Raw genomic sequence first — 24,662 nt, 5'->3', positions numbered from 1 at the left:
AATTTGCCGCAATATCAGTATAAAACAAGTAATTATATACATACAATAATGAGTTTAATTAACAGCATACTTAAAGCCTTTGTGGGCGATAAGTCGCAAAAAGACATCAAGGCACTTCAGCCGCTTGTTACGAAAATAAAATCGTACGAGGGTGCCCTTGCACAACTTTCGCACGACGAGCTCAGGGCAAAGACCGTATACTTTAAAGAAAAGATACAGGAAGCCCGCGCCGATAAAGACGCTAAGATAGCCTCTTACCTTAAAGAAGTAGAAAATACCCAGGATATAGATGCACGCGAAGACATATACGCGTCTATAGATGCTCTTGAAAAAGAAGCCTATGACATCTCTGAAAAAACCCTGCTGGAACTGCTTCCTGAGGCTTTTGCCGTAGTTAAGGAAACTGCACGCCGCTTTAAGGAAAACAGCACTGTAACCGTAACCGCTACCCCTAAAGACAGGGAGTTTAGCGCTACTAAGCCATACGTTACCATAGAAGGCGACAACGCCGTATGGGCTAACCAGTGGAATGCCGCAGGTAAGGAAATTACCTGGGACATGATTCACTACGACGTACAGCTTATAGGCGGTATAGTACTGCACCAGGGTAAAATATCTGAAATGCAAACGGGTGAGGGTAAAACCCTTGTGGCTACGCTGCCTATATACCTTAATGCACTTACCGGAAACGGTGTGCACCTGGTAACGGTGAACGACTACCTGGCCCGACGCGATAGTACATGGAAAGCTCCGCTATTTGAGTTCCACGGGCTTACCGTAGACTGTATAGACAATCACCAGCCGAACAGCGAAGGCCGTCGCCGCGCTTATGCTGCCGATATTACATACGGAACAAATAACGAGTTTGGCTTTGACTACCTTAGGGATAACATGGCGCACTCGCCGGACGACCTGGTACAGCGCAAGCACAACTTTGCCATAGTGGATGAGGTAGACTCGGTACTTATTGACGATGCCCGTACGCCGCTTATCATTTCGGGTCCGGTGCCTAACGGTGACCGCCACGAGTTTAACGAAATGAAACCAAGGGTAGAAAACCTTGTAAACCTGCAACGTACACTGCTAAATGGTGTTTTGGCAGAATCTAAAAAACTGCTGAAAGAAGGTAAAACCAAAGAAGCGGGCTTCCTGCTGCTAAGGGTACACCGCGGTTTGCCAAAGAACAAGGCGCTTATTAAATTCCTTAGTGAGGAAGGTGTAAAGCAGCTACTGCAAAAAACAGAAAGCCAGTACATGGCCGATAACAACCGCGACATGCACAAGGTTGATGAGGCACTGTACTTTGTTATAGAAGAGAAGAACAACCAGGTAGAACTTACTGATAATGGTATACAGTTCCTTTCTCAGGATACTGACAGTGATTTCTTCGTACTTCCGGATATTGGTACCGAAATAGCCAATATTGAAAAGAAAAAGCTGGACAAAGAGCAGGAAACTGAGGAAAAAGAAGCCCTTTTTGCCGATTTCTCTGTAAAAAGCGAGCGTATACACACCCTTACGCAATTGCTTAAGGCATACACCCTGTTTGAAAAAGACACTGAGTATGTGGTGATGGAAAACAAGGTAATGATTGTAGACGAGCAAACCGGCCGTATTATGGACGGGCGCCGCTATTCAGACGGACTTCACCAGGCGATAGAAGCCAAGGAGAACGTGAAGATAGAGGCTGCTACGCAAACCTTTGCCACCATTACCCTGCAAAACTATTTCAGGATGTACAACAAGCTTGGAGGTATGACGGGTACTGCCGTTACCGAAGCGGGTGAATTCTGGGAGATTTATAAACTAGACGTTGTAGAGATACCTACAAACCGCGGCATAGCCCGTAAAGACCACGACGACCTTATCTATAAAACCATGCGTGAGAAATTCAATGCAGTTATAGAAGATACGGTGCAGCTGGCACAGGCAGGCCGTCCGGTGCTAATAGGTACCACATCGGTAGAAATATCTGAACTTTTAAGCCGTATGCTTAAAATGAGGGGTATTAACCACAACGTACTGAACGCTAAGCTCCACAAAAAAGAGGCCGACATTGTAGCCGAAGCCGGTAAGCCGGGTGTGGTAACCATAGCTACCAACATGGCAGGCCGTGGTACCGACATTAAGCTTACACCGGATGTTAAGGCTGCAGGCGGACTTGCAATCATCGGTACAGAGCGCCACGATTCGCGCCGTGTAGACCGCCAGCTGCGAGGCCGTGCAGGCCGCCAGGGTGACCCGGGAAGCTCGCAGTTCTACGTATCGCTTGAAGATAACCTTATGCGTCTTTTCGGTTCGGAAAGGGTAGCAAAAGTTATGGACCGTATGGGCCTTAAAGAAGGTGAGGTTATTCAGCACGGTATGATGACCAAGTCTATAGAGCGTGCACAGAAGAAGGTGGAGGAAAACAACTTTGGCCAGCGTAAGCGCCTTCTGGAGTATGATGACGTAATGAACAAGCAACGTGAAAACGTATATAAGAAAAGGAAGCACGCACTGTTTGGCGACAGGCTTAAAGTAGATATTGCCGACATGATGTATGATATGGTGGAAACCATAGTGGGCAATAACAAGCCGGTACGCGACTACCAAAACTTTGAGTTCGACCTTATCCGTACGTTCTCTATGAGTGCGCCGGTTACTGAGGCAGATTTTAATAAACTGTCTGAGCAGGAGCTTTCTGCCAAAGTGTATAAGGCTGTAGCCGAAACGTATAACCACAAAAACCACCACAATGCTTCTGAAGCGTTTGTAGTGATTAAAAACGTATACGAAAACAACAACGGCCAGTACGAGCGTATCGTGGTTCCGTTTACAGACGGTATTAAAACCCTAAACGTGGTTACTAACCTTGAAAAAGCGTACCAAACGGAAGGTTTATCTCTTATAGATGACTTTGAGAAAAACATTACGCTTGCGGTAGTAGACGACGCATGGAAAAAGCACCTGCGCAAAATGGACGAGCTGAAACAATCGGTTCAGCTGGCGGTGCACGAGCAGAAAGACCCGCTTCTTATTTATAAGGAAGAAGCGTACAAGCTGTTCCGTAAAACGCTTACTGAGATTAACCGCGAGGTGATTTCGTTCCTGTTCAGGGCTAACCTGCCACAACAGAATGTAACTAACATTCAGCAAAACAGGATGCCCGAGCCACCAAGGGAGCAGTATATAGAATCTAAAGAAGAAGTACTGAACACCGAGGAGCAACTGGAAAGAAACGCACGCGAGGCCGCTGCAAAACAAAGCCAGCAGCAACAGGCTCCGGTAACGGAAACCGTGGTAAGGGATGCTCCAAAAATTAACCGTAACGATAACGTAACGGTTAGGCACATAATGAGCGGCAAAACCGAAGTTATGAAATACAAAAAGGCCGAAACCCTGCTAAACACAGGCGAATGGATCCTTACAAAATCTGAAGAGTAATTACTTTTAAGATATAAAGCAAAAGCCCGAAACGTATTGTTTCGGGCTTTTTTGTTTTTGGGGTTATGCGGTTATTTTTGGATGCGTGTATTTGGTGAGATTATACGCCATTTAGTTCACGTACCATCTTTGCGAGGAATGAAGCAATCTCAGAAATCATTTCATATAAATGTGTTTTTTAGTGATTGTATTCACCAAATATATTATTTTTTTAGTGATTGTATTCACCAATTTTATACTTTTGTGTAAAGTTAAAATGAAATGATAGCTCGTACGATAACCGATAAAGTCTCAAAAAAAATTGGCAAAGGGAAATCCATCATAGTTATTGGCCCAAGGCAGGTGGGTAAAACTACACTAATAAAAAGTATCATTGAGGATAAAAATTACCTTTTCCTGGACGGGGATGACCCTACAATAAGGCGATTGCTTACAAATCCTAATACGGAAGAGTTGCGTAGTATCATTGGCAGCTATACTACTGTGTTTATTGACGAAGCGCAGCGTATAGAGAACATTGGTATTACGCTTAAAATAATCAACGATCAGTTTAGGGAGGTACAGCTTTTTGTAAGCGGTTCTTCATCTTTTGACCTGAATAACAAAATTAATGAACCACTTACCGGACGTAAATGGGAGTACCACTTGTTTCCCATTTCATGGAAAGAGTTTGAGGCTTATGTAGGTTATACAAAAGCAGAACAGCAATTAGAACTGAGGCTGCTGTACGGTATGTACCCCGATGTTATAAACAACGCAGGGGATGAGCTGGAAATACTGAAACAACTCACTAATAGTTACCTTTTCAGGGATTTGCTATCGTTTGGGGGAATTCGTAAGCCCGAAATATTAGAGAAGCTTTTACTGGCGCTGGCCATGCAGGTGGGCAGCGAGGTAAGCTATAATGAACTGGCACAATTGCTGGGTGTAGATAAAAATACCGTAAGTAACTACATAGACCTTTTAGAGCAGGCATTTGTAATTTTTAAACTCAAAAGTTTCAGCAAAAACCTGCGTAATGAAATAAAGACAAACCAAAAGATCTATTTTTATGACAATGGCATAAGGAATATGGTCATAGGAAACTTTAACAGCCTCGATGTTCGACAGGATAAAGGTGTATTGTGGGAAAATTTCCTGATAAGCGAGCGTATAAAGAAACTGAATTATGAAGATTCACTTGCCAAACCATATTTTTGGCGTACTACACAGCAGCAGGAAATAGATTATATAGAAACAACTGCGGGCCAGCCTGCAGGATATGAATTTAAATGGAGCCCTATAGCGAAAGTAAAAATACCAAAACAATTTACAGAAGCCTATAATGCTGAGGTGATAGTAATTAACCGGGATAATTTCCGTGATTTTTTATAGAAGACTTTTGTTTATGTGGATTCGTTAATTTGTGGATGCGTGTATTTGGTGAGATTATACACCATTTAGTTCACGTCCCGTCTTTGTTAGAAACGAAGCAATCTCATCATGTAAAGTGAAAAACTAACTTTATGAGATTGCTTCGTAGTACCTCTTGGCAATGACAGTCCGGATGAGGCTGGCCTGGCTTCAATTCAAAATTTAAAATAGCCTATCGCTGCCCTTGTAAAAACTCGTTCATTTCCTGTTTAGAGGCATCAAATGTAAATGCATTGGCTACCTTAAAATAGTTTTTGCGGTCTACACAGTAGTTGTAAGCATATTTGGCCAGGCTCAGTTTATTGTCTTCAAAGCTTAATAGTTTTATCAGGCTGATGATCTGGTCTGTGTTCATGCAGTTGTTAGACAGTATTTGTTTGGCTGTGCCTTCGCGGGTATCGTCAAAGCTGCTGCCTTTAATGGTGGTTACCGCTGCTTCAAAATCGGCATTACTCATGGCATAGCAACCTCCGTTGTTATTGTTGCCGTTATTATAACCGCCATTATTGTTGTAGCCATTTCCGTTTCCATTGTTATGGTTGCCTCCGTTGTTGTAGCCGTTTCCATTACCGTTGTTGTAGTTTCCGCCATTGTTATAACCGTTTCCATTTCCGTTGTTATAACCATTTCCGTTATTGTAACCACCATTGTTATAATTTCCACCGTTATTATAGTTGCCGTTTTGCTGATAACCTCCGGTAGTGGTGGTAGTGGTAGTTGTTGTGGTAGTGGTTACGTTATCGCCGGGTACGTTTACGCTCATGCCCACGCCGCCCATATTTACATTCATGCCAAAACTGTCTCCGCCGCCGTATGTAGTGGTGGTAGTGGTTATTTCCTCATGGTAAATAGTGCCGTCCGGACCTACGTACATATCATTTGGTTCTCCATAGTGGTATACGGCACAGTTGTTTGGCCTTATCATGTTTTGTTCGGCAGGCCTTTGCGAATAAAACTTAAGGAAGCGTTTTCCCTTTTTGTCTTTTTTAATGCGGTAGGTTACATCCTGCATTATATCGTCTACATCGGCAATTTGTATGTTCTTGCTTATGGCCGGAATTTTGGTGTTAGAAAATATAATCTTGCAGCTGTAGTAGGGGTCCGGTAGCATTTCCAGGCGCACATTGGTCTGTGGCTTGTCGTTATAGCGCTGGCCGTTTAGTATCAGGTAAAACGGACTGCCGTCTTCGCTAAAAATAGTCAGGTTACCGGTAGGGTAGTGCTGTGCTTTAACCGCAAAAGATTGTAGCACAAGTACGATTAAGAGTAGGGTAATTTTTTTCATGCTGATTAATTGTTTGTATGATATCGGTTACTTCATTTTTTTGGGAATAAAAATATTAATTCCTGATAGAAGAAAAACAACTTACGTGCCAAAAATGTTAATTTATGATAAAATACTACCCTGCATTGTTAAAAAGCCCAGTGTTTACTGGGAGTTTACAGCGGAGATTTTTTTTGTAAGGGCAGATTTGTAAAGTTTTAAAATATTATTAAAAATGCTAAAACATACTTAAATAATTTAAAGTATTCTTAATTCGGTGTGTGTTGTTTTATCATATGGCTAATTTTACCTGTAAGTAACATCAAAATAAAACAATTATAACCATGAAAAAATTAAATGTTATGGCGGTAGTTGCCCTGGGGGCGCTTTCGCTAACGTCTTGTAAAGATGAAGCTAAAATGAATGCCGAAAAGAAAGTAGACCAATATGTGGCCTTCATAGATTCGGTTAACAATATTGCCGCCGAAGAAAGGGCTGCAAACTGGGAAGCTATCCAAAATGAATATGAGGCAATGACCGCTAAGGCCGACTCATCATTGGCAGTACTGGAAAACGACGCTAAAACCAGCGAAAAAATACAGGATGCCAAGGTAAAGTACGATTCTATTAAAACAGTTTCTATTGAAGTGGCTAAACAAAAAACTGCCGCTGCGGGTAATGCTGTTGCCGATGCACTGTTTGGTGCCGGTAAGGTAGTAGGCGACGATAAAAGCTTTGCCTGGGTAAACAAGGACAACATTCTTAATGTGTACCAAAGCTTTTATGACAACTTTAAAGCTAACAAAGATTCTTACTCGCGTGAAGACCTGGACAAAATAAAGGCGTGGTACGAGGCGCTTGATGCCCGTAAAAACACTGTAGAAAAAGAAGGTCTTTCGGCATCAGACAACACTAAAATTGCGGCTATTAAGCTAAAATTTGCCCCAATGTTTAAGTGGGACCGCATTACCGCAAAAGGTGAAGAAAACAAAGAAGCCAAAGAAGAGGCTAACAAATAATACAAGGTAGTTATTACATTCAATTCCCCCTTAGGCACGCTGTATAGCGTGCCTTTTTTTATCTGGCTTTTTCATTATACACTTCGCCCTCCCTTTTTATCTTGGATAAAAATTCCTGCGATATGCCCAGGTAAGACGAAAGGTTTTTGTTGTTTACTTTTTGCAGCCGCCCCGAATTTTTTTCAATAAAATCTACATAGCGTTCTTTAGAAGTTTTATTCATAAGGTCCAGCACGCGCTGTTGCAGCACTATATTAGCCTTTTCTATCATGTGTATGTGAAAGTTTACCAGCTTGGGTATTTTGCTAAACAGTACGTCTTTGGCGGGCTTTGTTACTACCACCAGCTCGCTGTCTTCAAGGGCCCGTATGTTGTAGCTGGCCTGCTTTTTATGGTAAAAAGCATTAAGGTCGCATATCCACTCATTACCAAAGGTGAAGAAGATAACCGTTTCTGTTCCGTTCTCTCCCATAATGTAGGTTTTAAAACTTCCGGTTAAAACAAAGCACTCATATACTACAAATGAATGCTGCGTTTGCAAAAACTCCCCTTTTTTTAATTGTATGCGTTTAGATTTTTCTACAATAAGCTTCCATTCCTCATTTGTAAGCGGTGTAACACGCTCTATGCTTTTTCTGAGTAAATCCATGGTGATTATTCGCGTTTTAGTTTTTTATTTGTGAAAATATCTAATAGTTACAGATTGTGTGTTTTTATTGCATTAATTGCATTGAATATTGCTAAATATCATATATTTTTTGATAAAAATATTAAACTTGTTCAATTTTTCATAAAAAATATAAAAACAATTTTACCGCTGTTAAGTGAGAGGCTTTCGGTGGGGTAGCTGCAGATTCTGTTACCGGATGCTTTTGTAAAAAATATTTAAAAAAACCAAACTATTATGAAGTTTAAGTATGTATTTCCCATAGCCCTTGCGCTAACGGGGCTAACACTCGTATGTTGTTCTAAAGATGAAATAGCAACAGGTAATCCTGAAACCGAAGCTATTATTGCTCCCGAAGCCGATACTACCGGCTATGCCATTACAGCTGTAGGCGACTGTTCGGCAGTACCGGGCTGGGCATCGCAAAACGGTAGTACAACCGGGGGTGGCAGCGCTACAGAAACTACGGTAACCACCTATGCACAGTTAAAAACCGCGGTAGAAAGCTCGTCTGTAAAAGTGATAAAAGTGTCGGGTACCATTACTGTTACTACCCGCATAACATTCCAGGACCAAAGCGGTAAAACCATTTACGGCGCCCCGGGTGCCAAGCTGGTTTCTACAGACCAAACCGCTTCCGGTTCGGGTATCTTTAATATTAAAAGATGTACTAACATCATCATCCGTAACCTGATTTTTGAAGGTCCCGGCGCGTATGATACCGATGGGTGGGATAACGCCGTATTGGACAACTGCCAAAACGTGTGGGTAGACCACTGCGAGTTTCGCGATGGGGTAGACGGTAACCTGGATATTAAAAACCAGTCGAATTACATCACTGTATCCTACACTAAGTTTACTTACCTTAAGGCACCTACAGCGGGTGGATCGGGCGGAACAGACGACCACAGGTTTTCTAACCTGATAGGCTCAAGCGACAGCGCCACAAGCGATGCAGGTAAACTGAATGTTACCTTTGCGCGCTGTTGGTGGGCAAGCGGCTGTAAAGAGCGTATGCCAAGGGTGCGTTTTGGTAAAGTACACGTGGTAAACAGCCTGTTTAACAGTACTGTGAGCAGCAAGTGTATTCAGGCGGGTGTGCAGGCGAATATAAGGGTGGAAAACAACGTGTTTAAAAACGTGGCCAATCCTATTTACCTGTTAAGTGGTTACACGGCGGTAACTTCTACCGGAAATACGTTTACCAGTACCACTGGTACTACGGCCGGCAGCGGTACGGCTTTTACGCCACCGTATTCTATAGTGCTGCTATCGGCTTCGTCTGTAGAGTCTAATGTTACGGCAGGTGCGGGCGCTACCCTTACCGGAAACATCTGCGGTTCGTTTTAAGCAGTAAAATATTGATAGCTGCTTAGCCTAAAAGACCCCACAGCCTGCGTGCGCCCAGTAGAGCATCGGTAAAAAACGATTTGTACGGGCGGATAAGAAAGTGCTGTTTGGCCTGCCCGTTTCGCAGTGATATAAGGCCCAAATGATACGTGTCTATAGTTACCGTAACATTTGGGTCTTTTTTTATGGTTTCCCATGCCTGTTCCATTTGTGGTGTGGCATGTATGTTTGGTATTGCTATAATGCTCTTTTGGTTTACGTCTTCCTGCAGGCGGTGCAGCTGCTCCATTACAGCCTGCCTGTTAGTGCCGGTAATAATACCCAAATCGAGCCCGCCCGGTACAGAGGCCAATGGAGAAAAGAACCACAACTGGCTGTTTTTCTGCTCGGCTACATTGCGTATGGTATCGGTAACTTCGGTGGCATTATCGCCTAAAACCAGTAGCTTGAATGCTTTTTTGTTTGCAATGATTTTGTACAGCGTTTGCAGTGCCTGCTTGTTCAGCGCAGCCGATCCTGTAGCCCTTTTTAGTTCGGGCAGTTGGTGGCCGTTATAAAACGCCGTACTTATAAATGAGTATACAAACGGCGAATGGATGCCGTGGTCGTTAGTCGATTTCCAAAGAAAGGATAAGTAACTCATTTATTGTTAATTCGTTAATGTGTTAATTTGTTTATGGGGAGCTGCCAGTTTTATCGGTTTCCTATACCCTCCTACGGAGGGGTGCCCGCAGGGCGGGGCGGGAAATATTCGTGATAAAATTTATATCCACCCCGGCTTTCAGCCACCCCTCCGTAGGAGGGGAATGCCACTCTGCTGTTGCTATAGATTGCCGCGGTCGTGCCTCTCTCTTAATGACTGTATCTACTAATTGCGACTGTAAACTAATTTCACCCTGAGTGAAGCTCAATCTAAAATCTACAATTCCCCCTTCGGGGGTTAGGGGGCTACTCCATCTTCGCGCTAAGCTCAAACCAGCGCTCGGTTTTGGTTTCTATGTCGTTCAGTACCTTTTGCAGTTCATTGGCTTTTGCAGCAATATCCTTATCCGCTATAGTGCCGTCGCTAAAGTGCTGCTCTATCTCCACCTTTTTACGCTCCAGGTCTTTTATTTCTTTTTCTATTTTGTCAAACTCCTTTTGCTCGTTAAAGTTAAGCCCGGCCTTTACATTGTTTTGTTTCCAGCTTTTTTTATCGTTACCGCTATCGGCTTTTTTGTCGTCTTTTACAGGTTCGGCGCTGTCTTCGTAGCTACGCCAGTCGCTGTAGTTGCCCGGGAAATCCTCAATTTCGCCATTACCACGGAATACAAACATGTGGTCTACAATTTTATCCATAAAGTAACGGTCGTGGCTTACCACCAGCAAACAGCCCGGATAGTCTATAAGGAACTGCTCCAGTACGTTTAGTGTTACAATATCAAGGTCGTTTGTAGGCTCATCCAGTATCAGGAAGTTAGGGTTTTGTATCAGTACCGTACACAGGTACAGGCGCTTTAGTTCGCCACCGCTTAGTTTTTCTACAAAGTCGTATTGCTTTTTTCGGTCGAACAGGAATTTCTCCAACAACTGTGCTGCCGACAGCATCCTGCCCTTAGCCAGCGGAATGTATTCGCCGTATTCCTTAATTATGTCTATTACTTTTTGCTCCGGTTTCGGGTTAATGCCGCTTTGGGTATAGTATCCCAGCTTTATGGTATCGCCTACGATTACCTTACCGCTATCGGGTTCCATGGTTTGTGTAAGCAGGTTCAGGAACGTGGTTTTACCCGTACCGTTTTTACCAATGATACCTATGCGCTCTCCACGCTTAAAGTTATAGTTAAAACCGTCTACAATCTTTTTGTCGCCAAAGGTTTTGCCCAGGTTGTGCAGTTCCACCACCTTACTGCCCATGCGCTCCATGTTTATTTCCAGCTCTACTTGCTGCTCCTTGCGGCGGCTGTGTGCCTTTTCCTTTATTACGTAGAAGTCGTCCTGGCGGCTCTTGCTCTTAGTGGTACGTGCCTTAGGTTGGCGGCGCATCCAGTCCAGCTCTTTTACGTAGAGGTTTTTTGCTTTGTCTATGCTTGCACTTTCGGCAGCCAGGCGTTCCTCCTTTTTTTGCAGGTAGTAGCTGTAGTTGCCTTTATATTGGTATAGTTTTCCATTGTCCAGCTCTATGATTTCGTTGCACACGCGCTCCAAAAAGAAACGGTCGTGCGTTACCATAAACAGCGTCATGTTTTCTTTGGCAAAGTAATTTTCCAGCCACTCAATCATTTCCAGGTCAAGGTGGTTGGTAGGTTCATCCAGGATAAGCAAATCGGGCTTGTTTATCAGGATAATGGCCAGTGCCAAACGCTTTTTTTGTCCCCCCGATAGGTTTTTAACCTTCAGTTTCAGGTCGTCCAGCTTCAGCTTAAAGAGGATTTGCTTATACTGGGTTTCAAAATCCCAGGCGTTGTACAGTTCCATCTTCTCAAAAGCCTTTTGATAGGCTTCCTCATTTTCAGGATTTTCAAGCGCCTTTTCGTATTGTTCTATTACCTTCAGTATGTCGTTGTCGCTGGCAAAAATGCTTTCCTCTATGGTAAGCTCCGGCTGCAGGTTTGGTTCCTGGCTTAAGAACTCCATCTTTATTTCCTTACGCATTACCACCTGCCCTGCATCGGGGTTATCCTGCCCGGTAATGATTTTAAGGATGGAGGTTTTCCCGGTACCGTTCTTGGCCACAAAGGCTATCTTCTGGTCTTTGTTGATGCCAAAGGAAAGGTTTTCAAAAAGGGTGCGTTCGCCAAACGACTTGGCTATATTTTCTACTGAAAGGTAATTCACAGTTACTAAGTTTTGTGCAAAAATAACCTTTTAATTGTATTCGGCACGAATTACACTAATTGACACCAATGTTTTGTATTTTTGGAGCAAACCACAGTTATGAAACCCACCCCGTTTTACACCAAGCTGGCGCACATCAGTATCAGTATACTGGCCATAGGCTTTATTGCAGTAATAGGCAAAAGCGTACTGGCACCGCTTATTATAGCACTGCTAATTGCGTTACTGCTTATACCTTCGGCTTCTTTTTTAGAACGAAAGCTCAGGTTTCCGAGGGCCGCTGCGGCCTTTACAGTACTGCTGGTAATTACGGGTGGCGTAGTGGGGCTTATGGTATTGCTGGGGAGCCAAATGTCTGATTTTTCGCTGGAGCTGCCTGCATTCCAGAAACAGCTGATGCTTTCGCTGGACGACCTGCAACACTGGATTTCGCATTCGTTTAATATAAACAACCGCCAGCAGGCAGCGTACATTAACCAAACTGCCGAAACGGCACTGGGGCACGGCACCGAGTTTATAAGCACCACGCTTATATCACTATCATCGTCGTTGCTGTTTTTGGTGTTTACCTTTTTGTACACATTTTTCCTGTTGCTGCACCGGGGGTTGCTGCTGCGTTTTATGGTGGCGCTGTTTAATGAAAACCACAGCCCGGTAGTACTGGAGGTGGTAGAACGTGTGCAGTACATCATTAGGAAATATATTGTGGGGCTGCTGCTGCAAATGGCTATTGTAGCCACACTTACCTGTGCTGTTTTTATGTTGCTGGGTATTAAGTACGCCTTTTTACTGGGGCTGCTTACGGGGATACTCAATGTAATTCCGTATGTGGGTATATTTACGTCGCTGGTGCTTTCGGCAGTGGTTACGTTTGCCACCGGAGATGCCGCGCACGTTCTGTTTGTAGCCATTGCGGTAGTATGCGTACACCTGATAGACGGAAACTATATTATGCCAAAAATTGTGGGCAGCCAGGTAAAACTGAATACCCTTACCGCCGTGCTGGGCCTTGTGGTGGGCGAAATGCTGTGGGGTGTTACAGGCATGTTCCTGGCCATACCGGTTATAGCCATTGCCAAGGTAATTTTTGATAGGGTGGAGGGACTGAAACCCTGGGGGATGGTGCTGGGCGAAGACGATATGGCTGCTGCACAGGTTACTATCCCGGCTGATGAGGAGTTACCGCCTTTGGAGTAAATTGGAAGTCAGAGGTCAGAGGTCAGAATTTTTGGGAAGGGGTTTGTTTGCCACGGCACACGCCTTAAATAAAGCAATGCCAGGAATTAGCACGAATGTTTTGTATTTTTGAAGCAAACCAATCTTAAATACGATGTCTAAATACACCCGCGAAAATCTTGAACGTATTGAAACCTATATAGAGGTGGCTTATCCGGATGGAGATGAAATATTAGAGGAGTACGATATTAGTTATGTGTCCCTTGAAAATTTATTGAAAGTATTTATTCCAGAGCCGGAAGATGATTATGAGTTGGTTTGGGCATACGCTATAAATAAAGAGCAATCTGTATTATTGAATAGTTTTCTCAAAGAACCTTTGGATTTTGATTTTACTAAGTTTGAGTATGGGATGCAACGCTATGGAGTATATAAGTAATTTATAATATCACATCCTTCATCGTTAATCCTGTAAGCGTATTTGTTAGTATAAGCCTTTCTTTTAGTGTGATGGGTAAGCCGTTTAGTGATCGGTCATCATCAATTATTAAAATATCTTCTGCTGAAATATTAAAATTATTGAAATGGGTTAACAAGGTTTCTTTTCGGCTTTCACTAAATGGTGTTTCCCGTTCTATACGGCTGAGGTTATTAATAATTATACCTCGAGTTTTAAAGATTTCTTTCCATTCATCAATATTGTACCTAAACCTGTGTGAGGTGGTAAGTATGATTTCAGGTTCGGAAACCTTTTTCAAAAGCAATAGTAAGGCATCGATAGCTGGAGTGCTGAATTTATAAAATCCATCAGTGTCCGCTTCTACTTTCAATGCAGGATTAGCATGCACCATTACGCCATCAATGTCCAGGAATATTTTCATTTTAAATTTTGATAAATATAAGGATTCTATAAAAAAGAAAGCTGCCCATTGCGGGCAGCTCTCGCCATTAGTAAAATAGGGATAGTTTAATGGAGCAAATTTTTATTAGTGTCCTTTTGTGGCATCGTTAAATACACGGCAAAAGTTTCCGCCGCCTATTTTGCCTATCTCTTCTTCGGTAAATTTCTCTTTCAGCAGTGCGTCTACCACAGCGTAATAAAAACCGGTCTTTTGGTCGGCCCAGGCTTCGTTGGTGCGTTCGCCCACACGTTTGCCTCCGGGGCCACCCTGTGGTTTTCCGCCGTCTTTTTTATCACCTTCGGGTTTGCCCTGCGGTTTGTCACCTTCTTTGGGCTGCCCTTCGGGTTTTTTGTCGCCACCGGATCCGCCAGGTCCGCCCCATTTGTCGTTAGGGGAGCGGTACGGGGCAGTTATCTTGGTATCGGTACCTATGCACACGTGCTCAATACCTGCGGCATTTACCATAGCGCGCATGTTTTTGGCAAATTCTGCCGGGGTATCGGCAAGGTGCGTCCATACGCCAATTACGCCACCGGCATCGGCTACTTTTTTAGCCTGTTCGGGGCTTATGAGCCTCGGGCGCATCATCTTGGCCATAAACGGGTTGGCGCCCAGCTGGGTGCTTAGCCCGGTATGACTGATAAACATTGGGGTTTTACTGACTTTAAACGCCATGTCTATAGTATCGTTACTGGCGTGTGCCAGGTCTATTACTATACCCAGGCGGTTGCATTCGGCTATGGTATCGGCGCCCAGTTTTGTTAGTCCGCCGTATTTAGGGTCGTTAGTATATACATCGCCCAGCGGCACTGAGGCATCGTTATCGTGCAGCAGCCCCAGGTGGCGCAGTCCCCTGTCGTAGGCTACCTGCACACGGCCGGCATCGCCTTCCAGGAAATGGCATCCCTCAACGGACTGAATTACAATAGGCTGTTTCGCTTTTTTAGCGGCAGTAAGGTCGGCCATGTTCAGGGCGCGCTTCATGCCGTTATCCTTAAGCATTATATCCATAGCATCGAGCCCGGTAATGAAACGGTTGTAGGCATCGCCCGGGTTTACCAGTTTTTGGTAATCCACGGCAAAGGTGGCACAAATAGCTGATAAGCCCGATTTTTTCAGTTCGCTTGCAAGATCGGCTTTAGGGCCGGGAAGTTCGGCGGCATTAAGCGGTACATCTACGTGGTTGTGGGTGTCTATGCCCATGGTTTTAGCCACAATGGCGGCTACTTTAGGGTCTTCGTTTTCCAGTGCCCAACTCAGGTACGGGTTTAGTGCCATTAAGGCACCGGTGCCGGCTACAGAGCCCAGGAACTTTCGGCGCGACCATTGGTAATCGTAAATCCCCATATTTTAATATAGTTTTTAAGGTAGTGTGTGGTGTGTTAACCTTAGTATGACTATAAGAGTGGGGAATGGTTTAATAGCCCGGTGATTTTTTTTTTGGTTGTTGGTTGCTGGTTGCTGGTTGTTGGTTGCTGGTTGTTGGTTGCTGGTTGCTGGTTGCTGGTTTTATTGTGAAGCGTACTGAAGGCATTCGTTCAGTAGCTAAAAATCATGAACCATGTACAATAAACTATATTAAAGTACTGAAGGCAATCGTTCAGTTTTTTTGGAACAATGAACGGCGAACAAAGAACGGCGAACCGTAAACAATAAACTCGTTCAAAGTACTGAAGCCGTGTGTTCAGTAAAAAAAGCGAATACACACTGTAGCACCTTGAAATTTGGTTATTTATTAATGCTTTGATTTTTAGCGCATTATGATTTTTTGTTAATTGGCCTGTTGCACCATTGTATACACTATGTTCACTCATTGTATACACATTGTTGATGGTGTGTACACGCTAGAAATATCACAAAAAAATATTTTGCTGTTTTCGACAAATTTTAAAGGTAGCTGAGCCACCATTTTTTGTTGGCGGTTTTATACCTGTCGTACCACCGTGACGGGAAGTAACACAGCACCAAAACCAGCAGCCACATAAGGTATACATAACCCAGTGAAAACCCGAAGTTTTCATTTGGCCTGAAGGCAAATTGCTGCGGTATTGTAAACAGTTGGCCAAGGGTATAACCCTGTGCAAAATACACCACAACACACAGTAAATGAATGATATACACGTGCAGTAGATAATAGAAAAACGGTACCCTCCCGAAGGTGTTCATTACCTTCCAGAAGCCCTTAACCTGCACGTTTTCAAGGGCTGCCAGCACCAGTAACGACGGCCCTAGGGTTATGCATACGTACATAAGCGACGGAGGGTATTTTGTAATGTTTAGTATTGATAATAAGGTATATACGCTGTCTTTTTGCGGTTTCCACGGGCTTGGGTCGCCGTAACCGTTTATAAGCCTTAATACTACAAAAAGCACTATGAGCGATAGCCCGCTAATGATGAGTAAACGCTGACGTTTTTCAGGGCTAACACGTTCACTTTCAAACCATTTTCCGGTACTGTAGCCCAGCAGCATTACGCCCGTCCAGGGCAGTATGGCATAGGCGCTTATTATGTTAACCGGGCCTATATGGTAGAGTGTAAAATCAGTGAACATCAGGAAGTTAGAAGCCACGTAAAGCTCTTCGTTTATGGGTTTGTAGATGTCGGTGAGGTTGTGTAACAGTGTGATAGACAACGCGGTAACTACAATAGCAGGGTAAGGCAGGCGTATTAGTGCGGCAAGGAATATCATGCTCCACCCGATGGCCCATATAACCTGCAGGAATGCAAAATTGAAGTAGATGTTAAAACTCCACCCGAAGTTTACAAAAGTCAACTCCATGATAACCAGCCATAACCCCCTTGTTAGCAGGAATTTGGATAGCTCAGGTTTATTCTTTCTAAGGCTTTGTAAGTAGATGGATAACCCCGAAAGGAATACAAACGTAGGTGCACAATAGTGGGTTATAAACCTGGTGAAGAACAATATAGGTGTAGTGGTGGTAAGGTTTGTAGGGTCTTGTGTTACTGCATCAAGGTGGAAATAATCACGGGTGTGATCCAGCGCCATAATAGCCATAATGATTCCCCGTAGTACGTCTATGCTTAGTATCCTTTTTTTAATGGTGTCCATATACACTGTTGGTTAACAATGTAAATATAGTTAAAACTGTTTATTTTCAATGCTTTGCGGATGCTTGTTTTGCAAAGCGTTGTGCCTGTATACGGTCGTATTCCCTCACATAATCAGGGTTTTCCGTTTTCAGGAGCCTGTCCCAAAGCCTGAAATACAACCCGTAATTCCCCCTGAACTTGCTGTGGTGCAGGTTGTGGTATACTGATGTTGTAAGCACTTCAAAAAGTGGGGTATAGCGTAACCAACGGGGAGCTATTTCGTAGCCTAAATGCTCGTAAACATTGATAATGAAGCCGATAAGTGTGAATAGTATTATGGTTATTTTGTGTATGGGTAGCAGTAGTACAATGGGTACTAGTGCCAGTGCTTCTGCCACAGCCTCAAGCACATGGAACGAATACGCTGTAAACGGCGATGGGTTTACCGACCGGTGGTGCACCGCATGGGTGTACTTGTACAGTTGCTGATTGTGCAGCAACCGGTGCATCCAGTAAAAGTAGGTATCCTGTATTACCAACGCCAGTATCAGGCTAATGGGTATGTACCACAATGGGAAATCGGTTATATTGTTGTAAATCAGAGTGTAATTGCGTAGTGGGCTTCTCAGTATAATAAATGCTGCCAGCCCAAACACCACCGCCGACTGCATAGAATGCCCTATTTCGCGGGTGAAGTCCTTTATGCGGGCGTTCCGTGCCTGTATCTTTAAATGCTGTAACTGTTTGGGAAACAGTTTATAGAACAGTATAAAAGCCAGTCCGGCTATTGCAAAATAGCGTATAATGTTTGCTCCTGTAATTCCTGCTATTATCCTTGCTGCATTGTCCATGACCTCGTTTTTATTGTAATACAAAGTTAGTTTTCAATGCAATACGGGGCTGTCCGCTCATTTGCTGATATGTCCTGTTCAGGTTTGTTTTGGGTTTTTAACTGCAAAAATGTCTTGTTTATGAATGTGTTAACAAGTAAAAATGACAAAAAGTCACTCAAACTGACGTTTTGTTATTAAAAAATGTATTGGTACAAAGCTTGTCTATTTATTAAGCGTAAACAAGATTTCTAACTTATAAAAACGATTACACATATGAACCTTATTAAGAGACAACACGGTAGCGCATTCCCTCATGTAATGGACGAAATTTTTAAAGACTGGAGAGGTGGTAGCCAACTGGTAAACAGGGTAGTACCCCCGGTTAATATTAAGGAAACCGAAACAGCATTTAATGTAGAGCTTGTGGCGCCGGGCCTTAAAAAAGAGGATTTTAATATAGAAGTAGACAAAGGTCTTCTTACGATTTCGAGTGAGGTGAAAGCAGAAAACGTACAGGAAGACGGCAAGTATACCCGCAGGGAATACATTCATACTTCATTTAAAAGGGCATTTACATTGCCTGAAACGGTAAACGAGGAAGGTATAAACGCTAATTATGCCGATGGTATACTTACCCTTACGTTGCCTAAAAAAGAAGAAGCACAGCCTAAAGCCAAAAGGTTGATAGAGATTTCATAATGATGATTGGTTAGTTGGTTTTTTTAGGAAAGCGCCCTGTAATGGGGCGCTTCCTTATTTTATGCCAACTGCGGCTCTTTAATTTCGGTACGTTTTATGCGGAATGCATTACCCACGATATAGCTGCTTATACCCAGGCACACCAGCGTTACCACTGCATGCAGCGCAGCAACCATGTAATAGGTACTATCTGATTGAAGTTCGTTTATAAAGTTATAGCCGGCTATGGCGGCAATAATCAGGAACGGTAGTAGAATCATCAGTCTCATAATCGTTTCATTTATAGGTTTCTAAGTGCAAGGTCAGGTTTTTAACTATTAATTTTTGCCAATGCTCTCATAATAAAGCGTTAAAAGTCCGTTTAATCTTTAATGAAGTAGCCGGCTTTTAACGTAATAAGATAATTTGTATTTTAGAGCCTATGAAACTGTATGAGTATAAGAAGCTGAATGATGAGGAACAGTACCGGGTGCTATGGGCACAGGGCGAACTGATAGACGGCTGCCTGGAAGGGCATGTGCGCAAATTGCTCTATGCCATAGACAATTTTTATGTAGAGCTGTGGTGCCATACGGCTACTAATAAGATACTGTGGAAGTTGAGTTTTAAACAAGGCAAGTTATTGGAGAAGTATTTAGATAAATACCCCGTAGACAGGATGCTGGATTTCAGGGCTTAGAATTCCCAATGCCATCTTAAAACCGTTTAATAACTACCCGTAATTTCTTACCTTTAAGTAAAATTACAGTCATGGATTTCAATACCCTTATAAAAAAACTGATGCCTCCGTTTATGGAAGTCCGCAAGGAAATAGCCGCGCTAAAGTTTAAGCATCCCGGTAAAAACCCTAAGGAACTTGCAGGGCTATACCGCAGGCAGGTGCGCCGCAAGTATACCTCGGTAGGTGTAGTTAGTGCGTTGCCGGGGGTAATACCCGGGCTGGGTACTGCCGCACAGGTGGCTATAGAAGCCGGAGCTATTTCGGCTGATGTGTTGCTCATGCTCCGCTGGATGGCATCGTTATGCTACGGCACAGGGCTTATTTACGGGCAGGATACCGAGACCGATTTTGATGATCGGTTTACTGTGGTTTTGGGGTTGTGGAGTGGGGTAGTAGTGCCCGAAAAAGCAGCACTTACCGTGGGCGAACGCATTACCGTAAAGCACTTTGACCAGCATATAACCGACCGTATCCGTAACCGCATGAACCAAAAAATAGGCCGCAAACTGGTTACCAAATATGGCTCTAAACGTGGAGGGGTAGCGCTGGGTACACTGGTGCCTTTTGGTATCGGGGCTGCAGTGGGTGGCACGTTTAACTACGTTACCATGTCGCGCTTTGCAGAGGCTGCCGAAAAATACTTCAGTAACGAAGACATGGACTATACCGTAACAGAATAAGCTGTTTTTAGAGTACTTTATTCTGAAATAAAATGAATTATTTTACTCCTAAGGTACTTTTGTGCGTTACTGCAAATGCACTTACTTTCCTCATATTTTCGCCGCTGTGGGCGTCTGAGTAATCAATTTCGTCGTAGTCTTTAGGTACCAATGGTATTTCTTCAGATCGTATGGCTACCACGTATTTGTCGTTTACATATACTTTTTCACCCATTACTACAGCTTGCTTAAAACCGTATTTTTTCAATTCGCGGTTAAAAAGAGCCGGGTTAAATTCGTTATGCATGTACCGTATTATTCCGTCCTGAGAGGCCACTAAAAGCAATTTCAGTTCGTTAAAATATCGGTAATTGTCTTCGTAGTAACCGGGCAGTATGCGCCATTGCAGGTTTACACCGTTAAGGTAGTTTTGTATTTGCTTACCCGGTTTTAAATCAACCATTTTCATCATGTCCGTTAGCGTTAAAGGCCTGTTTTTAAAACCACTGTATCGGCTAAGGTCTTCATTGGTAAGCAGCATCCTGACCAGCTCCGGGTGTTCCGGGTGGTAAATCAAAGGTATCTTCTGTCCTTTCAGGAAAGTGCTGAATACGGAGTCATTTACATAGATTTGAGCCTCCTGCTTTTTACGTTTGCCGTCATAGAAATTTACAAGGATAAATTTATCATCGGTCTTTAACGAATGGTCAGATCGTCCGGTTAACAAAGTCCCTGTGGCATAAACCCCGTCTTCGTCCAGTGCTGCCATTACCTGTTTCTTGGAATCATGCGAAAGGAAGTACCCAAACCCAAGTAGGAACACTATAGATGCTGCCCATACCACAATTTTAAATTGTTTTTCCTGTGCATCAGTAAGTTCACGGTCTTTAAGCAGCCATGCACTAAGCGATAGTGCAAGTGCAGCCGTGGTGCATAGTCCGCCTACTATGGTAAACAGGGTATTCCATTGGTAGAAATCGAAAATATCAATGCAAAATGCAAAAAGCCCGGCAAGGCATAATGTTATTATCGGGTATATAATTCTGTTAAGCATACGGTTGGTTTTTGGCAAATATAGCTAATAACTGCAATGTGCAAAAAAAGGGCTGCCTAAAAAGCAGCCCTGCCTACAGAGAAAATATAATTGGTTAGTTAGTCTATTCTACTCTTCCTACCAGTTTTATAAACTCGGTTTTGTAACTGTCGCGGTTTCTTTTTACGCCCTCCGTTGCCAGTTCTATTATAGCTTGTGTTTGTTTGTTTGGTACCAGCTTGCTGTCTCTTAATTTGAGACCAAACCAAGCCACGGCAGCAGCAAACTTAAAGTCGTAAGACGTATCAGCAAGCACAGCTTTTTTATTGGCTATAACCTCGGTCATTTCGGTGCTGGTATCGCTATCCGGTTGCTTGTATCGGAATTTTACCGTAGCCAGTTCGTGCCCAAATTTGGTATTGGTTTCACCTGTAAGTGTATATTTCAGTTCCGGAACCGGAGAAAAACTGCTCTTAACCCCCACGGGTATAATCTCGTACAGTGCGGTAACGGTATGCCCGCTGCCCATTTCGCCGGCATCTACGGCATCATTAGCAAAATCCTCGTCGTGCAGCTTGCGGTTTTCGTAGCCAATAAGCCTGTACGCCTGTACATTGGCAGGGTTAAACTCTATCTGAATCTTCACGTCTTTGGCTATGGTATACATAGAGGCGTTAAAATCCTTGCGCAAAAAACGGTCGGCTTCGTCAAAGTTGTCTATGTAGGCGTAGTTGCCGTTGCCCTTATCGGCAAGTGTTTCCAGCTTACTGTCTTTATAATTGCCCATACCGAAGCCCAGGCAGGTAAGGAACACACCTGTTTTACGTTTTTCCTCTATTAGTGTTTGCATGTCCTTATCAGACGACGCTCCCATATTAAAGTCGCCATCGGTAGCCAGCACTATGCGGTTGTTGCCGTCGTCTATAAAGTTCTCCTCGGCTATATCGTATGCCATTTTTATACCATCGCCGCCTGCTGTGGCGCCATCGGCCTTAAGCCTGTATATGGCCTGCATTATAGTTTCCTTTTGGTCTCCGGGGGTAGAATCCAGAGCCAACTGTGCCGAACCTGCATAGGTAACAATAGCCAGGTGGTCGCTGGCTTTCATTTTGTCTACCAGTAACTTCATACTCTTTTTAAGTAATGGCAACTTGTTTTCATCTGACATTGAGCCTGATACATCTATAAGGAATACATAGTTACTTGATGGCAGCTCGCTTTCCCTGAGCTCTTTGCCTTTAAGGCCAATTTTTAGCAGAGTGTGCTGCGGGTTCCACGGACAGCTGCTGTATTCGCTGTTTATAGAGATAGGGTCGTCGCCCTTAGGCTGCGGGTATTTGTACTTAAAGAAGTTAATCATCTCCTCTATACGTACCGCATCTTTAGGCACGGTTTGCCCCATACTGATGAACCTGCGGATGTTTGTATAACTGGCGTTGTCCACATCTATGGCAAAGGTAGACAGCGGCGCAGTAGCCGGGCTCTCGAAGCGGTTTTCCTCAAACGAACCGTATTCTTCGTTGTTGTCTACCGGTATCTTAAAGCCCTCGTCGTATTTGCGCAGCTCGTCTTCCTTAATGCGGAACTCATCAATAATTTTGTTCAGCTTTTCCTGTTTTTGCTTGCCCAGCTTTTGCGTTTTGATGATTACTGCACCGTTTACTGCCTTGCCGCCGTATACTTTAATGGCATCGTCCTCTTTAATAATCTTATACGATTTTATATAAGCCGGATCCAGCTGTTCTACAATACCGGCCTTTACCATAATACCATCTATAATATACAGCGGATTGGTATCGGCTTCCATATTGCCCAGGTAGCCGGCTGTTATGTCATCATCTTGTTGTTTCTCTTCTTCAGCTTTGCCGTCTTTGTCGGCATTGCTCCATGTATATGTATTGTTTGTGGCTAATGGCTTAGTGCGTATATCATCCCTACGGAAAGTTTCCATTTTTAGCTTTTCAGCTTTAGAAGGTTTATAATTTTTATTGGTTCCATATCCTATAACCACCACTTCTTCCAAAGCCTGAGAGTCTTCCTGTAATTTTACTGTGAAATTCATCTTGTCGCCAAGCTTAATTTCCTGCGTGGTAAACCCTATAAATGATACTACCAGTATATCGCCCTTGTTGGCTTCAATGGAGAATTTTCCATCCATATCTGTGGCCCATGCTTTGGTAGTGTTTTTTATGTAGAGGTTTACGCCGGGTATAGGCTGTCCGTCTGTAGCAGAAACAACAGTACCCGTATACGTAGCCACAACAAGGTTTTTCTTTACTTCAGGTGCGGCTTCTTTAGCAATACTATTGTTAAACCTCTTATCACCGGGTTTGTTGGCATTAGCAAAATAACCTGATGGGTCGGCCATGGCACTGTTTGAGAGGTAGTTTTGTACCAATGCATTGTTTGCAGGCAATGATTTCTCCAGTGATTGGGCTGGAGTAGCATTACCTTTTGCTACAGCTTCATCTTTATATTTATCATCTTTAAAGTATACCCGCGACCTTTTTGGTTTAGCATCAAAATGAATAGAATCAGCTTCAATGATCCTTCCTTGTGTATCCCTCTCCTCAGTCTTTTCAGCTTGGGTATCTTCGTAAGCAACAGTATTCTTCGCTTGCTTAATATCAGCTTTAGGCTGTACGGCCTCCTTAACCGCTTGGGTATCTATCGCCGGTGTTACGGTAACCTGAGGTTGTGCCGGGGTTACTATCGGTGCGCTGCTGTGGTCATTTTGCATCAGCGTAAAGCCTATGGTAAGGAACAGCAGCAGCATGGCAGCTATGCCCATGTATTTCCATCGGGTAGCGGCGCGGCGTTCTTTTTCGCGATCCAGTTTATCTTCCACACGGTTCCATACGGCGTCCATGCGGTCAAAGCCCTTTTGCTCCTGCTTGCGGGCTGCTTCCTCAAATTGCGAGTATAGTTTATCGTGTTTTTCCATGACTCTTGTCGTTTTGATAATACATGGTTTGTACCAGTTCTTTTAGCTTGCCGCGTGAGGCATTTAGTTGCGATTTAGAGGTGCCCTCGGTAATATTCAGCATTTGCGCTATTTCCTTGTGCGAGTAGCCTTCTATGGCAAACAGGTTAAAAACCGTACGGCAGCCCTCGGGCAGGTACGTAAGCAGGTGCATCAGGTCTTCTTCTTCAAGCCCCGATGAGTAGTGCTGAGACGGTTCGTCTTTGCGCCCCATGTCTTCTATATAAATATTAAAGTTCACTTTGCGTTTCAGGGTATGCAGGCATTGGTTTACGGCTATTTTTCGCGCCCAGGCCTCAAAGGCTTTGTCCTCCTTCAGCTGGTCCAGTTTGGTAAAGATGTTAAAGAAGGCATCGGCCATGGCTTCTTCTATTTCTTCCTCGCTTTTCAGGTACCGCTTACAGGTATGGTACAACTTGGGCGACAACAGCTCGTACACCTGCCGCTGCGCATCGCGCTGCATTTTCCGGCATGCTATTATGAGTGTTTCTGCTATCACTATCGTGGCTTTTTTTATATAGATAACATAAGTTGGCAAAAGGTTGGGAAGGGAGTGAAATTTTTTATTTCAGATTTTATATTTTAGATTATTACTGATGCGTTTATAGTTTATTGTTACTGAATAGATTAAATTGTTCCTTGATATT

Annotated in this window: 21 protein-coding genes; 9 read left to right on the top strand and 12 right to left on the bottom strand. The window is 43.6% G+C overall.

Features of this window, described 5'->3' with window-relative positions; genetic code table 11:
• Positions 1 to 48 precede the first annotated feature (48 nt).
• Together secA and ACLI1A_RS14235 are read left to right on the top strand one after the other, a co-directional pair.
• Positions 49 to 3,426, top strand: coding sequence for a preprotein translocase subunit SecA (gene secA / locus ACLI1A_RS14240; RefSeq protein ID WP_411409348.1), 3,378 nt, complete (start codon positions 49 to 51; stop codon positions 3,424 to 3,426).
• Between the two features lie 261 nt (positions 3,427 to 3,687).
• The gene (locus ACLI1A_RS14235) at positions 3,688 to 4,800 is read left to right on the top strand and encodes an ATP-binding protein (protein WP_411409347.1); all 1,113 of its coding nucleotides are present in this window, start codon (positions 3,688 to 3,690) and stop codon (positions 4,798 to 4,800) included.
• A 211-nt stretch (positions 4,801 to 5,011) separates the two neighbouring features.
• Here the strand turns inward: ACLI1A_RS14235 and ACLI1A_RS14230 are convergent, their stop codons facing one another.
• On the bottom strand, positions 5,012 to 6,124 hold the full coding sequence (locus ACLI1A_RS14230; RefSeq protein WP_411409346.1) for a DUF4476 domain-containing protein: 1,113 nt from the start codon (positions 6,122 to 6,124) through the stop codon (positions 5,012 to 5,014).
• Positions 6,125 to 6,447: 323 nt separating this feature from the next.
• Between ACLI1A_RS14230 and ACLI1A_RS14225 the strand changes: the two genes are divergently transcribed.
• The gene (locus tag ACLI1A_RS14225; protein ID WP_411409345.1) at positions 6,448 to 7,122 is read left to right on the top strand and encodes a hypothetical protein; all 675 of its coding nucleotides are present in this window, start codon (positions 6,448 to 6,450) and stop codon (positions 7,120 to 7,122) included.
• 58 nt (positions 7,123 to 7,180) lie between these two features.
• Here ACLI1A_RS14225 and ACLI1A_RS14220 read toward each other — a convergent pair whose 3' ends face one another.
• On the bottom strand, positions 7,181 to 7,771 hold the full coding sequence (locus ACLI1A_RS14220; protein WP_411409344.1) for a Crp/Fnr family transcriptional regulator: 591 nt from the start codon (positions 7,769 to 7,771) through the stop codon (positions 7,181 to 7,183).
• A 255-nt stretch (positions 7,772 to 8,026) separates the two neighbouring features.
• Between ACLI1A_RS14220 and ACLI1A_RS14215 the strand changes: the two genes are divergently transcribed.
• Positions 8,027 to 9,139: a polysaccharide lyase family 1 protein gene (locus ACLI1A_RS14215; RefSeq protein WP_411409343.1), complete on the top strand. Its 1,113-nt coding sequence runs from the start codon at positions 8,027 to 8,029 to the stop codon at positions 9,137 to 9,139.
• Positions 9,140 to 9,161: 22 nt separating this feature from the next.
• Here the strand turns inward: ACLI1A_RS14215 and ACLI1A_RS14210 are convergent, their stop codons facing one another.
• Both ACLI1A_RS14210 and ACLI1A_RS14205 read right to left on the bottom strand, forming a co-directional pair.
• Positions 9,162 to 9,782 (bottom strand): hypothetical protein, encoded by a 621-nt coding sequence (locus tag ACLI1A_RS14210; protein ID WP_411409342.1) that lies wholly within the window; start codon positions 9,780 to 9,782, stop codon positions 9,162 to 9,164.
• Between the two features lie 305 nt (positions 9,783 to 10,087).
• Positions 10,088 to 11,956: an ABC-F family ATP-binding cassette domain-containing protein gene (locus tag ACLI1A_RS14205; RefSeq protein WP_411409341.1), complete on the bottom strand. Its 1,869-nt coding sequence runs from the start codon at positions 11,954 to 11,956 to the stop codon at positions 10,088 to 10,090.
• Between the two features lie 99 nt (positions 11,957 to 12,055).
• Between ACLI1A_RS14205 and ACLI1A_RS14200 the strand changes: the two genes are divergently transcribed.
• Both ACLI1A_RS14200 and ACLI1A_RS14195 read left to right on the top strand, forming a co-directional pair.
• Positions 12,056 to 13,153 carry an AI-2E family transporter gene (locus tag ACLI1A_RS14200; RefSeq protein ID WP_411409340.1) on the top strand — a complete coding sequence of 366 codons (1,098 nt, stop codon included), beginning with the start codon at positions 12,056 to 12,058 and terminating at the stop codon, positions 13,151 to 13,153.
• Between the two features lie 133 nt (positions 13,154 to 13,286).
• Positions 13,287 to 13,571, top strand: coding sequence for a hypothetical protein (locus ACLI1A_RS14195; protein WP_411409339.1), 285 nt, complete (start codon positions 13,287 to 13,289; stop codon positions 13,569 to 13,571).
• A gap of 1 nt (position 13,572) precedes the next feature.
• Here the strand turns inward: ACLI1A_RS14195 and ACLI1A_RS14190 are convergent, their stop codons facing one another.
• From ACLI1A_RS14190 to ACLI1A_RS14175, 4 genes are all read right to left on the bottom strand, one after another.
• On the bottom strand, positions 13,573 to 14,013 hold the full coding sequence (locus ACLI1A_RS14190; protein ID WP_411409338.1) for an HAD domain-containing protein: 441 nt from the start codon (positions 14,011 to 14,013) through the stop codon (positions 13,573 to 13,575).
• 105 nt (positions 14,014 to 14,118) lie between these two features.
• Positions 14,119 to 15,381 carry a dipeptidase gene (locus tag ACLI1A_RS14185; RefSeq protein WP_411409337.1) on the bottom strand — a complete coding sequence of 421 codons (1,263 nt, stop codon included), beginning with the start codon at positions 15,379 to 15,381 and terminating at the stop codon, positions 14,119 to 14,121.
• Between the two features lie 540 nt (positions 15,382 to 15,921).
• Positions 15,922 to 17,106, bottom strand: coding sequence for a DUF1624 domain-containing protein (locus ACLI1A_RS14180; protein ID WP_411409336.1), 1,185 nt, complete (start codon positions 17,104 to 17,106; stop codon positions 15,922 to 15,924).
• Between the two features lie 46 nt (positions 17,107 to 17,152).
• Positions 17,153 to 17,938: a sterol desaturase family protein gene (locus ACLI1A_RS14175; RefSeq protein ID WP_411409335.1), complete on the bottom strand. Its 786-nt coding sequence runs from the start codon at positions 17,936 to 17,938 to the stop codon at positions 17,153 to 17,155.
• A gap of 255 nt (positions 17,939 to 18,193) precedes the next feature.
• On the opposite strand from ACLI1A_RS14175, the gene ACLI1A_RS14170 reads away from it, so the two are divergent.
• On the top strand, positions 18,194 to 18,619 hold the full coding sequence (locus tag ACLI1A_RS14170; RefSeq protein WP_411409334.1) for an Hsp20/alpha crystallin family protein: 426 nt from the start codon (positions 18,194 to 18,196) through the stop codon (positions 18,617 to 18,619).
• Positions 18,620 to 18,678: 59 nt separating this feature from the next.
• On the opposite strand, the gene ACLI1A_RS14165 is transcribed toward ACLI1A_RS14170, so the two are convergent.
• The gene (locus ACLI1A_RS14165) at positions 18,679 to 18,888 is read right to left on the bottom strand and encodes a hypothetical protein (protein ID WP_411409333.1); all 210 of its coding nucleotides are present in this window, start codon (positions 18,886 to 18,888) and stop codon (positions 18,679 to 18,681) included.
• 152 nt (positions 18,889 to 19,040) lie between these two features.
• On the opposite strand from ACLI1A_RS14165, the gene ACLI1A_RS14160 reads away from it, so the two are divergent.
• Both ACLI1A_RS14160 and ACLI1A_RS14155 read left to right on the top strand, forming a co-directional pair.
• Positions 19,041 to 19,298 (top strand): hypothetical protein, encoded by a 258-nt coding sequence (locus tag ACLI1A_RS14160; protein ID WP_411409332.1) that lies wholly within the window; start codon positions 19,041 to 19,043, stop codon positions 19,296 to 19,298.
• Positions 19,299 to 19,369: 71 nt separating this feature from the next.
• A complete protein-coding gene (locus ACLI1A_RS14155; RefSeq protein WP_411409331.1) occupies positions 19,370 to 20,020 on the top strand; it encodes a hypothetical protein in 651 nt (216 codons plus the stop codon).
• 37 nt (positions 20,021 to 20,057) lie between these two features.
• Here the strand turns inward: ACLI1A_RS14155 and ACLI1A_RS14150 are convergent, their stop codons facing one another.
• From ACLI1A_RS14150 to ACLI1A_RS14140, 3 genes are all read right to left on the bottom strand, one after another.
• Complete coding sequence (locus tag ACLI1A_RS14150; protein WP_411409330.1) at positions 20,058 to 21,053, bottom strand: hypothetical protein; 996 nt, start codon at positions 21,051 to 21,053, stop codon at positions 20,058 to 20,060.
• Between the two features lie 103 nt (positions 21,054 to 21,156).
• Positions 21,157 to 23,976 carry a YfbK domain-containing protein gene (locus ACLI1A_RS14145; protein ID WP_411409329.1) on the bottom strand — a complete coding sequence of 940 codons (2,820 nt, stop codon included), beginning with the start codon at positions 23,974 to 23,976 and terminating at the stop codon, positions 21,157 to 21,159.
• Positions 23,960 to 24,478, bottom strand: a complete 519-nt coding sequence (locus ACLI1A_RS14140; RefSeq protein ID WP_411409489.1) for an RNA polymerase sigma factor — start codon at positions 24,476 to 24,478, stop codon at positions 23,960 to 23,962. The genes ACLI1A_RS14145 and ACLI1A_RS14140 overlap by 17 nt, the downstream gene beginning before the upstream one ends.
• Between the last annotated feature and the right edge of the window lie 184 nt (positions 24,479 to 24,662).

Origin of the sequence: Flavobacterium sp. RHBU_3, assembly GCF_046613565.1 — a bacterium.
GTDB lineage: Bacteria > Bacteroidota > Bacteroidia > Flavobacteriales > Flavobacteriaceae > Flavobacterium.
This window is presented reverse-complemented; position numbering and strand designations above follow the sequence as displayed.